Below are 13,075 nucleotides of genomic sequence, written 5' to 3'. Positions count from 1 at the left end.
TTGTATAGTGCGCCGGTTGCTGACACCCGGTTCGCTCATGCCTTCTACTTTTTCCCGTTCGTTGTCGCTCGTTGCGCTGGCTGTCGCCCTGATCGTGCCGTATGCGATCACGAATCACACGTATCCGATCCCGACCTTCTATTCCGAGTTTTCCGCGCTCGTGCTGTATCTGTTGCTGGGCGTATCGGTCGTGCTGCTCGCGCGCACGGGCCGGCCGGTCAAGCCGTTCGCCGCGCCGGCTGCGTTCGTCGTGCCGATTGGCTTCGCGGTGGTGCTGATCGCGCAATTGGCGCTGATCCCGCTCAAGGTGCCGTCGATGAACTGGCTGGCGCTCGGTTATCTGGCCGCGGCGCTCGTCGCGATGCAGGCCGGCTACGCGCTCGCGCGCGACGGGATCGCGGAAACCGTGTCGCGGATGATGGCCGGTGCGCTGCTCGTCGGCGGCGTGTTCGCGGTCGGCACGCAGATCGTGCAGTTGTTCCACCTCGAGTCGGCCGTCTCGCCGTTCGTCGTGGTGTACAACATCGCGGTCGACCGCCGTCCGTACGGCAACATGGCGCAGGCGAACCATCTGGCCAGCTATATCGCGTTCGCGATGGCGGGCGCGCTGTATCTGGTGCAGACGCGCCGGCTCGCGGTGTGGGCATGGCTCGCGCTGTCGATCGTGCTGTCGGTCGGTCTCGCGCTGACGGTGTCGCGCGGGCCGTGGCTGCAGGTCGCGGTGATGGTCGTCGCGGGGTTCTGGATGGCGTGGGTCGAATCGCGCCGCACGCAGGGCAATGCGCGTGCGTGGCTGATCCCGGTCGTGCTCGCCGTTGCATTCATCGCGGTCAACGTCGCGGTGCGCTGGGCCAACGTGCACTACCACCTGAATCTCGCGGAGTCGGCAGCCGACCGGATGCGCGACGCCGGGCAGATCGCGCCGCGCCTCGCGCTGTGGAAGTACGGGCTCGCGATGTTCCGCGAGCATCCGCTGCTCGGGGTCGGCTGGGGCGAATTCCCGTCGCACCAGTTTGCGCTCGCGCGCACGCTCGGCGGCGTCGAGATCGCGAACAACTCGCACGACATCTTCATCGATCTGCTCGCGAAGTCTGGTCTGGTCGGCCTCGGCGTGCTCGCCGTCACGCTCGTCGCGTGGTTCGTGCGCGCGGTGCGGGCGCCGCAGTCGAGCATGCGCGTGTTCGGTTTCGCGCTGATCGGCATCCTGCTGATGCATGCGCTGGTCGAGTATCCGCAGCAATACATGTTCTTCCTGCTGCCGGCGATGTTCGTGATCGGGCTGCTCGACGTGAAGCCGCTGCGCATCCTGCCGGGGCGCGCGGCATTCGGGCTGTTCGCGGTGCTGTCGTTCGGTGGCGTGCTGGCGGCGGTGCCGGTGCTGCGTGACTACCAGCGCGCGGAAGTGCTCTATTACGGCAGCAGCCCGGCCGCGCAGTATCGCGATGCGCCGTCGCGGCTGTTCGGCGCATGGGGCGATTACGGTGCGGCGACGCTGCTCACCATTTCGTCGGAGAACCTGCCGCTCAAGCTCGCCGCGCACGAGCGCGCGATCGCGCTGCTGCCGGGCGAGACGGTGCTGCGCCGCTACGCGGTGCTGCAGGCGCTGGCCGGCCGCGAAGCCGACGCGCTCGATACCGTCGCGCGCCTGCATGTGTTTGCAAAGGAATTGAAGGACTGGCCGCAACAGCTGGCCGCGTTGTACAAGCTGTGCGATGACGAGCCGACGCTGAAGACGTTCCGGGCCGCACTGGCAGCAAAGTACGGGGAAGCGCCGGCCGACGCGGGCGACGACTCGGACGACGACGATTCGGATTGACGGCTGCGCGTGCCGGCACGGGGAATACCGGCGTCTATCGGTTGCGATGAAGGCGGATCGACGTCGGGCCCCGCGGCCCGGTGCACGCGCAACGCGCCACGCCGGTCGGGTATCGATTACATCGCGGATCGCGTGGAGTCCGCTCGAATGGGCGGCGATTCGCGTCAACCATTGTCAAATCGCCGCCGTTGACCGGGTGGCGCGTGCACAATGCGCGAAAGCGCTCGCATGAAAGCGGCGCGGGGCTAACCGGTGCGAGCGTAGAAAACGCCCGCGGCTATCCGGGACATTCCACGAACAGGATCGCGGTCGAGCGTCGCTCGGCCGTGCGGCCGTAACGGGGCGCCGGTCCGATGGCCGCGGCGCGGTGCGACACACGCGGCGCGGCCGGGGAAGGCTTCCGTCGTGCGGCGCGCGTGCCCAGACCAGTACTCAAGAACGATATTCGACCATGGCTATCCGCTCAACCTACCTGATCCTGCCCGCCGTCGCGATGCTGTTTTCTGGCTGCGCGATGCTGACGTCGTCGCAGGAAAGCAAGCTGACCTGCCACATTCCGCGCGCGGTCTATCCGGATACCGCGAAGCCGCTCACGCGCCAGGCGACCGTGCTGGTGCGCGCATTGATGACGACGTCCGGCGAAGCGCAGAACGTGACCGTGACGACGAGCAGCCGCAATGCGGCGGCCGATCGCGCGGCCGTCGAGGCGATGACGCACGCGAGTTGCACGCAGACGGGCGCGACGGCGAATCCGTTCCTGCTCACGCAACCGTTCGTGTTCGAGCCGCGGCGCGCCGAATGACGAGCGCGGCGCGGCGCAGTGATTTATTCATCGAATTGAGTCTCCCGTCGTAGCAGCGGGATTCGGTCTTGTAAGGCACGGTTATTTCGGACCGGGAACGACAGTTTCCTCAGTCTTTCATCGAGCAACGAGTACAGCGTGTTCGTATCCTGATTGAAATACCGAGTGTGATAGACGATCGCGTCGATATTCTGCTTCCAGGTCTTGCCTGCGTCAGTGCTGCTGATCATCAGGGGGATCGGTGGATCATCGATTGCCTGCCCGGGGTCGGTCGCATAGACGAGCAATAGGCCATCGCGGCCCACGTCGAGGCCGCTCAGGATGAGCTTCCTGTCAAACGTCGTCACTTGCCGGACTTGGTCGGGGCGCGTGTTCGCCCACGTCGAAAGCACGCCGGTCCGGCGTGCGCGATCCGGTGCAGTATCCTCGCCGCTCTCGTTATCGAGGAGAGACAGCGTGTAAAGCACGTAGCCGCCAGCCGTGGCGGGCGCAGACACGAGTCGAGTGACGGTCTGGTCAGGTAAGACGGTATCGAGAACGAACGCCTGCTGATTTGGCGCGAGTCGGTATACGACGCTGCGGGCAGGGGCCGTAGCCGACCGGTCGACAGGGTAGGTCACTCGCAGGGTGCCGTCGGGCCCAAGATTTACTCCTGCGAAGCTGCGCCAGGGAGCACCGCGGACGGCTGCATCCGGCGGTAGTGCAATCCGCTGCCAGGACACGCCGCCGTCGGATGTTCGCCGCACGGCCGGGCCCCGACCGATCGCATAACCGCGTCGCGCGTCGATGAAGAGCAACTGAGCGATATCCTCGTGCTCGGGCCAGTCGAGCGGTGACCAGTGACGGCCGCCGTCGAGCGATTTCCAGACACGGGTTTGCTGCGAGACGAGGCCGTCTGCCGGATGTGGCGCCGTGTAGCTAGTCCGGCCGACGCCGATGACCTGGACCTGACCGTCTCGCGAATGCCACCACGCCGTGTGTTGGCCCGGCGCTTGCAAGAAGCGCTGCAGCCCTTGATCGAGGGTGCCACGGAAGAAATTTACGGTCCGCCGATTGAGGGTTTCTGCTGCGTTGTTCATCCACGCTTCGGTGGGTTCCGCGACCATTGGATTCTTCCACTCGCCGGGAGGCTTCAGCGTCACCACAGGGTCGGCGACCGTGAGCGACATGATTTCATTGCCGGTGACGTAAAAATCACCTACACCCGCCGGTCGGTCGGGCCACGTCACCTTCGACGAAACGGTTTCCCATCGAGGGCCTGTGTTTTCGAACAGCAGAATCACTACGATGCTGCCGATCGCGATGGCTGCCAGCCACTTCGCTCTGGACCGGTTGCGCACGGGGTGGGCTGGAGTCAATGGAGAAGAGGGCATGAGGCCGATCATGCCGCAGGCGTCGTCCGATTCTGCGGACCCGGCCCACGGCAAATGCGTCTGGTAGCGATCAGAACTGCCGTTTCCGAAGTGTGTAGGCAAACACCGAATAGAGCGTATTCGTTTCCGGGTCGAAGTAGCCGCCCTGCGAAGCCTTGTCGGCGGTTTGCCGCCATGTCTTCCCACCGTCGGTGCTGCTGATGGTCAGATCGATCGGCGCGCCACCGCCGTTCGCGACGTTCGGATCGGTCGCGTGAACCAGCAGGACGCCGTTGCGACCCGCGCTTAGTCCGTTGAGCGTCAGCGAGCTGTCGAACGCATGCAGCTGCTGGATGTGATCGGGATGCTCGCTGGTCCAGGTCGAAATGACGCCCGCACCACGACCACTGCCGGATTCGCCGCTTGTACGCGACAACGCATACACCGCGTAATTGCGGACGGGTGCCGGTGGCGATTCGAGGCTGACGACAACTTGTCCGGGCAGCACCGCTTCCCGGACGAAATCCTGCTGACTCCACGCGAGCCGCCAGACAACGGCTGCCGGTTGCCGATGTTCGGCGTTTTCGACCTGATAGGCGATGCGCAATATGCCGTCCGGACCGAGGCTGGATCCGTCGAAAGTCCCGCGCGGCTTGCCTTGGACGGCGGCACCAGGTGGCTCCGTGATTTCCTGCCACGTTTGCCCGCCGTCTGCCGTTCGCCATACGTGCGGCCCCCAGCCGATGGCGTAGCCTCGTTGCGAGTCTATGAAGAGCAAGCGGTTGATGTTGCGGTTCGCCGGCCATTCGAGCTGGGTCCAGTGCTGACCGCCATCGCTCGACTTCCAGAGCTTGGTCGTCTGAGGGGCCGCTCCGTCGCCGGGGCGCGGTGCCGCGTAATCCATCCAGCCGGTGCTTACGTACAGGATTCGCCAGTCAGGCGAGTACCACCATGACGCGGTCTGGCCCGGTTCCTGAAAGTGACGCACGGAGCTGCCGCCTAGCGTGCCGCGCAGGAAACTCACGGTCGATCGGTTCAGCCGTTGGTTCGAATCGTCCATCCACGGTTCGGCGAACTCCGCGACGTCAGGGTTCTTCTGCTCGCTTTCCGGCTTGAACGTGAGTTCCGGTCGTGCGACCTTCAATGACATGAAGTCGTTGCGCTGTACGCGAAATGCGCCCGCACCGTACGGCTTCTCGTTGCGCATGAATTCGGTCGATACTGTTTCCCACCCTGAAGTCATTTCCGTATATCCGTAAATAGCGATCGGTAGAGCGAGCGCGCATCCCGCGATCAAAAGCCATTGTTTGCTTTTTCGCATGTCACTTCACCAGCAGCCTTCCGAGGGCCTTGCCGACCGGATCATCGACGTCCCATGCGTCGGCCTTGTTCCTGAGCACGGGGATGGCCGAATCGACTGCCTGTCCCCACGTTCTTCCGTCGCCCCATTCCTGAATGTTCGGGCGCATCCCGATCTTGACTAGATCCATGATCGGCAGGTCTGCCAATCCGCCGTCGAGATAGGCCATCGGGTGCGTCTTGAATGCGAATTCCTTGAACTTTTCTGTGTTCATTTCGAGTTCGAACTGTGGCCACGTCATGTCGACGCTACCGTTTCCGGGTGTCGGACTGGCCATCTGGATCGTGTCGCCCATCATGTTCTGATTCAGGCCGTCTTCCATGTTGACCTGAAGCAATTTCCGCGCTTTGTTCAACCACGCTTTCCCTTGGCGGCTGAGTCGAGGGTAAAGATTCTTGCCATAGTCGGAGCAATAGTAGTAGCCGTAACTAACGTAGTAATCGGGTGGTTTATGTCCGCACCCGATATGACGCATCATGAAGTTGCCGTGGCGCGACCAGTCGGAATCCGTGCTTTCCGTTTTGATCAGGTTTTCGCGCCGATGCAGCAATTCCTGGGCGACCTTCTTGTCTTTCCAAGGATCCCATGACGTGGCGAACTTCTTCACGGTTTCCCATATGCTCGACATACTGACTTTCTGGACCGTCTCCCAGTATTCGCCGTGAAGCGGCCGATAGTAAAACGGGCAGGTACCGACGACCCATTTCGGTGCCGGCGTCACATGCTTGTCGCAGATGTTGATCTGCACCTTCGGCCGATCCTGGTATCCCGTCGGGGTGAGCATCGCCGCACCTGTCCCGAGCACCTTGTCGTGTTGTCCGTCAGCCATTCGATTTCCCCAGAAACTTGACGACGACGTCGTGCGGCACGTGGCTCTGCGTGAGCCCCGTCTCGCCTGCCGCGTTGGTGACGCCCTCCGAGATCAGCTTGCCGTTCGAGAACATCTGGTACCGCGTGTTCGCGACCGGAATGTCGGTGCCGGCCCAGTGCGCGATGAACGCCTGGTCGTAGTTGCCGCTGGAGTTCGGCAGCGTCGGCATCGTTTGCGACAGGTGGGTGGGGCCGCTGAACGCATGCTGCGCGCCCTTGATGTCGATCTTGCCGGGCGCGTGCACCTCGATGTTGCCGTCCGCGATGCGGATATAAGCGCCGCCGGACGTCAGCAGGATTTCTTTCGCCGCGGCGCCCTCGACCGATTGCGTGACGGCGATCAGCTTCAGCGCCTTCTGTGCGGTCAGCTCGATGTTGTCCGCCTGCGCCTGCACTTCGACCTTGCCCTTGCCGGCGAACAGCTTCATCCCAGCGTTCTGCGCGAACAGGCTGATCCGGTCGAGGACACTGGCGATCAGCGATTTGCCGGCGGCGACGTGCGTGCTTTGCCCGCTGACGAGGTTGATGTGCTGGTCCGCGGCAAATTGCGCGGATTGCTGCGTGGACAGCCCGATGCCGGCCGGGCTGCCGAACAGCATCACGGGTTCCTTGAACGCATTGGCCGAGCCGGTTCCGCCACCTGCGGTCCTGCCGCCGGCGCTGCTGCCGCTCACGCTGTGCTGCGTCGCATCGCTGAACTGTTTCAGCGCCGTGTGGCCGGCGTCGAGCGATTCGCCCTGATGCTGCGCGCTGACCTGCGACATGGCGTCGATCAGCCCTTGCGCGCGCACGAGCTGCTCCCGCGTCTCGTCGACGTCGAGCGGCTGGCTTGCCGCCTGCTTCGGATGCGTCGTCACATACAGCCCGCGGTTCGCGCGCACCGCGCCGTATGCGTCGGAACGCAGGTCGAAGCCGCTGCCGAGATAGCTGCCGCGGTTGTTGCCCGTGTGGTCGATCAGGTAGCCGAGGTGCAAGTGCGTGTTGGCCTGGCTGCTGTACAGGTGCACGCGGTTCTGTGCGGTCGCGTCGTCGAGCACCAGCTGGTTGTAGCCGGCGCCCGCATATTCCTTTGACCGGTATCCGGACAGGAGCCCGTTGCTGTGCCATTGCGGACGCGTCGCGCCGTTATAGACCTTGCCGACGATGATCGGGCGATCGCAGTCGCCGCCGAGGAAATCGACCAGCACTTCCTCGCCGGCGCGGTGCGGGTGAACGGCGCCGTAGCCGTCCCCCGAATCGGACGCCGTGGCGCGCAGCCAGCACGACGCCTTTTCGTCGCCGTCGTTCAAGCGGTCCCAGTGGAATCGGACCTTGACCCGGTTGAGCTCGTCCGTGTGAACCTCTTCGCCCTGCGGGGCGACGACGATCGCCGACTGCAGGTGCATCGGCGGCTTCGCATGCTCGAACGGGCTGCGGAACGGCACCGTCGTGCGCTGCGCTTCGATGCGGATCTGAAAGAAGCCCTCGCTGCCGTCGGGATGCCGCACGCGCGACAGGTCGGTATCGGTTGCCCGCATGAGGCGGCCGATCTCGGCCTGCAGGCTGTGCGGGAAAACGGCCGACTCGTCGGCCACGGGCAGGTTGTTGACGATGACCCACGTCGTCTCGATCACGGCGAATTCGCGTTGACCGGCATCGTCCTTGTCGTGTTCGGGATGATCGGCGAACTCGAACGTGCGTCCCGCGTCCATGCGTCGCACGCCGCCGACACCGTGAAAGCGCTTGGCGTGCGATTCCTGTTCCTCCATCCAGATCTTCGACAGATGGTCGCCGCGCGACTGTTCGGGATACGTGTAAGCACCCGTGTATTCGTAGACTTCGAGTTGCCCCGGCAGGTCGCCCTGGTTCGCGATCGTCGGCGTGTGAGTGGCCTTCGGATTCGACGCAGTGGGCGGCTGCTTGTAGTCGAACGTGCGAGTAGTGCGCGCGACGCTTCGCAGCGTGCGCGTACCGGCGAACTGGACGAGCGTGTCGGCTTCGTCGCCCGCGCCCGCGTGATGAAAGCGCACGGTTCCCGGCGACAGCGCGGGCAATGCATCGAGGCGATCGACGATGACGAGCCGGTGCGACTTGCCGTCGTCGTCCTGTTCCCAGAAACCGTACAGGCCTTCCGATTCCATCAGGCGATGGACGAAATTCCAGTCGTCCTCGTATTGCATGCAGAACGAGCGCGACGGCAGCGGCTGGTAGAGCTTGAACGTGAAGCGGCCCTTGGCCTGCGGGTGCTGGTTCAGCACGTCGGCGATGATGTCGTCTGCCGACCGGTCCTGCCAGATGCGTTGATCGCGGCGGAACTTCAGGAAGTGCAGGAACGACGCAAAAACGACCTGATAGTGCGTGAGGCCGCTGTCCGATCCGAGCCGGCGGACCGCATGCACGTAGCCGTGGTGTGGCGCGTACGATTGGTCGGCCTGCTGGATCCACAGCGTGACCGGCTGCGCGATCAGTTTCTTGAGTTCGACGTCGTCGGAGACCGAGACGGTATCGACGGTGAACTCGAAATGGCGTCCGAGCCGCGACCGGCCCGTGACCCGCTGCGGCAACAGGACGTCAGGGCCGAGCGGGGTATCCAGCTTGACGAGGCGCTGGTGCTGGACCGGTCCGGCCAGCAACGCGCTTCTTGACGCTTGCGAATTCATCACCAGGGCTCGCTTTGTTGTGCTGTTTTGCTGGTTCGCACGCTCTCTCGTGCGGAATCCGGTAATTGTATGAGATAAACGGTTTTATCTCGAATTTGCGGGCCGGCCGCGCCCGGCCGTTCAGCCCGCCGCGTCTTCCGCCTTCCAATCCCCCGACTTCCCGCCGCGTTTCTCCCGCACGCTCACGTCGGTGATCACCATTCCGCGATCGACGGCCTTGCACATGTCGTAGACGGTCAGCAGCCCGACCTGGACGGCCGTCAGCGCTTCCATCTCGACGCCGGTCCGGCCGAACGTCTCGACCTGCACGACGCAATGCACGGCTGGCAGCGCGTCGTCGAGTTCGAAGTCGACGGCCACGCGCGTGAGCGCGAGCGGGTGGCACAGCGGGATGAGGTCGGCCGTGCGCTTCGCACCCTGGATCGCCGCGATGCGCGCGACGCCGAGCACGTCGCCTTTCTTGGCCTTGCCGTCGCGGATCAGCGCGAACGTGGCCGGCAGCATCCGGATCGTGCCCCGCGCGATCGCGATGCGCCGGGTTTCCTGCTTGTCGCCGACGTCGACCATGTGCGCATGGCCGGCGGCATCGAAATGGGTGAGTCCTGACATGTCTTCCTCTTGTGAGAACGGAGTGCGTGCGCACGTCCGTCGATCGCTGCTTCGCGATCGGCCGGGTACCGGAACCCATGCCGACGCGGCGAACCGATCCAGCCTCGCGACGGGCGCCTATCATAGCAGCGGCGTCTGCGTCGCCGGGGGCGCAGATGACGCTCGCGCGGCACGGGACAGTCGTCGCGGCGCCGGTACAATGACCCGAATATTCAGACCAAACGCCGCGATGCGCGCCGCTCGCGCGGGACGGCGTCGTTTTCATCCTGCCATGCGTGTCAAACAGTTGCTTGCCGTGTCGCTGTCGGCGGCGCTCGCGCTGCCGCCGGGCGGCCATGCTCAGAGCGCATCCGCGCCACCGCTCGAGCCGGCGGCCGGCGGCGGGACGTCGATTTCCACCGTGCCGTCCGGCATCGCGACCGGCGTGTTCGGTACATACGGCGGCGCGGAGAGCCGATTCTCGGGCGCGGCCGGTGCGTCGGCGCCCGTCGCGAGCTTGCGCGCGCCGCTGCGTGCACTGGAGCTGCCCGATCTCGGCGATGGCTCCGGCGGTTCGCTGACGCCGCGAGCCGAGCGCCGGCTCGGCGAGCGCGTGATGCGCGAAGTGCGGCGCGATCCCGACTATCTCGACGACTGGCTGGTGCGCGACTACCTGAACGCGATGGCGGCGCGGCTCGCGGCCGCGGCGGCCGCGCGCTACATCGGCGGCTACACGCCGGACTTCGACCTGTTCGCGGTACGCGATCCGCAGATCAACGCGTTCTCGATGCCGGGCGGCTTCATCGGGATCAACAGCGGGCTGGTGGTGACGACGCAGACGGAATCGGAGCTCGCATCGGTGGTCGGCCACGAGATGGGCCACGTGCTGCAGCGGCACATCGCCCGGATGATCGGCGCGAACGAGAAGACCGGCTACACGGCGCTGGCGACGATGCTGCTCGGCGTGCTGGCCGGCGTGCTCGCGCGCAGCGGCGATCTCGGCAGCGCGATCGCGATGGGCGGGCAGGCGTATGCGGTCGACAACCAGTTGCGCTTCTCGCGGTCGGCCGAGCGGGAGGCCGATCGCGTCGGCTTCCAGCTGCTCGCGGGGGCCGGCTACGACCCGTACGGGATGCCGGGCTTCTTCGAGCGGCTCGACCGCGCGTCGATGGGCGATGCGGGCGTGCCGGCCTATGCGCGCACGCACCCGCTGACCGGCGAGCGGATTGCCGACATGGAAGATCGCGCGCGCCGCGCGCCGTACCGGCAGCCGCGCCAGTCGGCCGAATACGGGTTCGTGCGTGCGCGTCTTCGCGTGCTGCAGAACCGGGCGCCGACCGACATCTCGGCCGAGGCGCGGCGGATGCAGCTCGAGATCGACGATCGCACCGCGCCGAACGTCGCGGCGAACTGGTACGGCATCGCGCTCGCGAACACGCTGCTCGGCCAGTACGACACGGCGGACAAGGCGCTCGCGTCGGCGCGCGGCGCGTTCGACGCGCGCGAGCGGCGCGACGACGATCCGGCGACGAGTTCGCCGAGCCTCGACGTGCTGGCCGCCGACATCGCCCGCCGCGCGGGCCGCACCGACGACGCGGTGCGGCTCTCGGCGCTCGCGCAGCGGCGCTGGCCGGCGTCGCACGCGGCGATCGTCGCGCACCTGCAGGCGCTGCTCGCCGCGCGCCGTTTCGCCGAAGCGCAGACGCTCGCCCGGGCGCAAGCGAAGGCCGACCCCGAACAGCCGGACTGGTGGGATTACCTCGCGAAGGCGAGCGACGGCAAGGGCGACGTGCTCGCGCGGCGCCGGGCGCTGGCGGAGAAACTGGCGCTCGACGGCGCGTGGCCGTCGGCGATCCGGCAACTGAAGGAAGCGCGCGATGCGAAGGACGTGTCGTTCTACGAGCAGTCGATCATCGGCGCGCGGCTGCTGGAGTTCGAGGCGCGCTACAAGGAAGAGCGCGACGACGAGAAGAACGGCCGCGGGTAGCGGCCGCCACGGGGCGAACGCCGACGGCGCCGGGGCGGGTCAGTTGCTGCTGCCGGCGGCGTCGCATGCGTGGCGCGCCGGGCTCGCGACGTAGCCGAACCGCGCAGGCACGTCGGCACAGGCGATGCTGCCGAGCGGCAGCGTGCGGCCGTCGCGCCAACGCAGCATGGGCGGCTCGGCATCGAAATCCGCGTGATCGGCGAATAGCCCGAGATCGTGGTCGTGCAGCGCCGCGATGCGCGGGGGTGTGCCGGCCTCGCGAAACAGCACGCCGCCGCCGTCGTCGAGCCAGGCTGCGTCCGGTTCGAACGGGGCGCCCGTCTGGTCGGTGAGCGCGAGCTGCCCGTCGCGTTCGGCGAGCCGCACGATCCACGGCGTATAGGCGAGCTCGACGTACACGCGCTGCGGCCCGTTCTGGAAGAACCACTGGCCCTGCGCGTCGCATGCGTAGTTGCGGCCGATGAACGCGTTCAGCGCCGCATGCCGGACCGGCGAGCCGAGCTCGCCGGCCGCCTGCGCCGCGTCGTCGCGCAGCCGCCATGTGCCGCGCCGGTCGAGCAGCAGCCAGCCGGTGCAATGCGGCACGTTCGGCCATTTGGCGAGCGCCTGCCTGACGATGTCATCCATGGTCGACGAATTTCGAGCAATAACCGAACACCCGCGCCGACAGCCAGTCGAGGCGGCCGGGGAACGGGCCGGTCATGAAGCCCGCATGGCCGCCGTGCGCGGGCTGGTCGAGCTCGACGGCCGGCGACACGTCGGCGGCGCCCGGCAGCGCGGACTCGGGCAGGAACGGATCGTTGCGCGCGTTGAGCAGCAGCGTGGGCACGTCGATCGCGCGCAGCAGCGGGCGGGTCGTGGCCTGTGTCCAGTAGTCGTCCGCGTTCGCGAAGCCGTGCAGCGGTGCGGTCACGACTTCGTCGAAGTCGCGCATCGTCACGGCCCGCAGCATCGCGTCGCGGTCGAACAGCCCCGGATACTGCTCGAGCTTCGCGAGTCCCTTGCGTTTCAGCGTCTTCAGGAAGCTGCGCGTGTAGACCATCGCGAACCCCTGCGACAGCGCGCGGCCGCCCGCGTGCACGTCGATCGGCGTCGAGATCGCGGCGGCGGCGCGCACGATCGACGTGTCGCTGCGATGCTCGCCGAGCCAGCGCAGCAGCACGTTGCCGCCGAGCGATACGCCGGCCGCGACCAGCGGCCCGCGATGCTGCCCGGCGAGCCGGCGCAGGATCCAGTCGACCTCGGCGCTGTCCGCGAGATGGTAGAAGCGCGGCTGGCGGTTGATCTCGCCGCTGCAACTGCGAAAGTGCGGGACGACGGCGTGCCAGCCCTTCGCGCGCGCGGCGGCCATCATCGCGAGCGCGTAGTGCGAGCCGGAGCTGCCTTCGAGGCCGTGGAACAGCACGAACAGCGGCGCGTCGGGCGCCGGCGCCGCGCTGTCGAGGTGCGCGACCCAGTCGAGATCGATGAAATCGTGATCGGGCGTTTCCCATCGCTCTCGCCGGTAGGCGACAACCGGACGCCGCGCGAACAGCGCGGGCACGATGGTTTGCACATGGCTGTTGGGTAGCCAGCGCGGTGCGCGATAGCGCAGTGTGTCGTCGGCGGGGGCCGGGGCCCCGGTCAGCGGCGAGGTGGGCGGAGAAGCCGTACTCATGATC

At 66.4% G+C, this 13,075-nt stretch carries 10 protein-coding genes; 3 read left to right on the top strand and 7 right to left on the bottom strand.

Annotated features, from left to right (window positions below):
• Positions 1 to 37 precede the first annotated feature (37 nt).
• A complete protein-coding gene (locus CFB35_RS13880; protein ID WP_059578593.1) occupies positions 38 to 1,816 on the top strand; it encodes a Wzy polymerase domain-containing protein in 1,779 nt (592 codons plus the stop codon).
• A gap of 451 nt (positions 1,817 to 2,267) precedes the next feature.
• The gene (locus CFB35_RS13875; protein WP_059578589.1) at positions 2,268 to 2,618 is read left to right on the top strand and encodes a TonB family protein; all 351 of its coding nucleotides are present in this window, start codon (positions 2,268 to 2,270) and stop codon (positions 2,616 to 2,618) included.
• A 23-nt stretch (positions 2,619 to 2,641) separates the two neighbouring features.
• On the opposite strand, the gene CFB35_RS13870 is transcribed toward CFB35_RS13875, so the two are convergent.
• The 5 genes from CFB35_RS13870 to moaC form a co-directional block, all read right to left on the bottom strand.
• Positions 2,642 to 3,991: a hypothetical protein gene (locus CFB35_RS13870; RefSeq protein WP_059578795.1), complete on the bottom strand. Its 1,350-nt coding sequence runs from the start codon at positions 3,989 to 3,991 to the stop codon at positions 2,642 to 2,644.
• A 70-nt stretch (positions 3,992 to 4,061) separates the two neighbouring features.
• Complete coding sequence (locus CFB35_RS13865; protein WP_059578587.1) at positions 4,062 to 5,213, bottom strand: hypothetical protein; 1,152 nt, start codon at positions 5,211 to 5,213, stop codon at positions 4,062 to 4,064.
• Between the two features lie 79 nt (positions 5,214 to 5,292).
• Positions 5,293 to 6,159, bottom strand: a complete 867-nt coding sequence (locus CFB35_RS13860; RefSeq protein WP_059578584.1) for a hypothetical protein — start codon at positions 6,157 to 6,159, stop codon at positions 5,293 to 5,295.
• Positions 6,152 to 8,839, bottom strand: coding sequence for a type VI secretion system Vgr family protein (locus CFB35_RS13855; protein ID WP_089465112.1), 2,688 nt, complete (start codon positions 8,837 to 8,839; stop codon positions 6,152 to 6,154). Before CFB35_RS13855 ends, CFB35_RS13860 begins: the two co-directional genes overlap by 8 nt.
• Before the next feature lie 120 nt (positions 8,840 to 8,959).
• Positions 8,960 to 9,448, bottom strand: coding sequence for a cyclic pyranopterin monophosphate synthase MoaC (gene moaC / locus CFB35_RS13850; RefSeq protein WP_059643063.1), 489 nt, complete (start codon positions 9,446 to 9,448; stop codon positions 8,960 to 8,962).
• Positions 9,449 to 9,719: 271 nt separating this feature from the next.
• On the opposite strand from moaC, the gene CFB35_RS13845 reads away from it, so the two are divergent.
• Positions 9,720 to 11,414 (top strand): M48 family metalloprotease, encoded by a 1,695-nt coding sequence (locus CFB35_RS13845; protein ID WP_060011305.1) that lies wholly within the window; start codon positions 9,720 to 9,722, stop codon positions 11,412 to 11,414.
• A 39-nt stretch (positions 11,415 to 11,453) separates the two neighbouring features.
• Here CFB35_RS13845 and CFB35_RS13840 read toward each other — a convergent pair whose 3' ends face one another.
• On the bottom strand, positions 11,454 to 12,041 hold the full coding sequence (locus tag CFB35_RS13840) for a DUF2946 family protein (RefSeq protein WP_059578578.1): 588 nt from the start codon (positions 12,039 to 12,041) through the stop codon (positions 11,454 to 11,456).
• On the bottom strand, positions 12,034 to 13,071 hold the full coding sequence (locus CFB35_RS13835) for a hydrolase (RefSeq protein WP_059578575.1): 1,038 nt from the start codon (positions 13,069 to 13,071) through the stop codon (positions 12,034 to 12,036). Before CFB35_RS13835 ends, CFB35_RS13840 begins: the two co-directional genes overlap by 8 nt.
• Positions 13,072 to 13,075 lie beyond the last annotated feature (4 nt).

Origin of the sequence: Burkholderia sp. AU16482, assembly GCF_002223285.1 — a bacterium.
Classification (GTDB): domain Bacteria; phylum Pseudomonadota; class Gammaproteobacteria; order Burkholderiales; family Burkholderiaceae; genus Burkholderia; species Burkholderia semiarida.
This window is presented reverse-complemented; position numbering and strand designations above follow the sequence as displayed.

Bases quoted from the DNA above. Each gene is read 5' to 3' on its own strand.
- CFB35_RS13860 (WP_059578584.1), bottom strand. From the start codon at position 6,159: ATGGCTGACGGACAACACGACAAGGTGCTCGGGACAGGTGCGGCGATG.
- moaC (WP_059643063.1), bottom strand. From the start codon at position 9,448: ATGTCAGGACTCACCCATTTCGATGCCGCCGGCCATGCGCACATGGTC.
- CFB35_RS13840 (WP_059578578.1), bottom strand. From the start codon at position 12,041: ATGGATGACATCGTCAGGCAGGCGCTCGCCAAATGGCCGAACGTGCCG.
- CFB35_RS13875 (WP_059578589.1), top strand. From the start codon at position 2,268: ATGGCTATCCGCTCAACCTACCTGATCCTGCCCGCCGTCGCGATGCTG.
- CFB35_RS13845 (WP_060011305.1), top strand. From the start codon at position 9,720: ATGCGTGTCAAACAGTTGCTTGCCGTGTCGCTGTCGGCGGCGCTCGCG.
- CFB35_RS13835 (WP_059578575.1), bottom strand. From the start codon at position 13,071: ATGAGTACGGCTTCTCCGCCCACCTCGCCGCTGACCGGGGCCCCGGCC.
- CFB35_RS13870 (WP_059578795.1), bottom strand. From the start codon at position 3,991: ATGCCCTCTTCTCCATTGACTCCAGCCCACCCCGTGCGCAACCGGTCC.
- CFB35_RS13880 (WP_059578593.1), top strand. From the start codon at position 38: ATGCCTTCTACTTTTTCCCGTTCGTTGTCGCTCGTTGCGCTGGCTGTC.
- CFB35_RS13855 (WP_089465112.1), bottom strand. From the start codon at position 8,839: ATGAATTCGCAAGCGTCAAGAAGCGCGTTGCTGGCCGGACCGGTCCAG.
- CFB35_RS13865 (WP_059578587.1), bottom strand. From the start codon at position 5,213: ATGACTTCAGGGTGGGAAACAGTATCGACCGAATTCATGCGCAACGAG.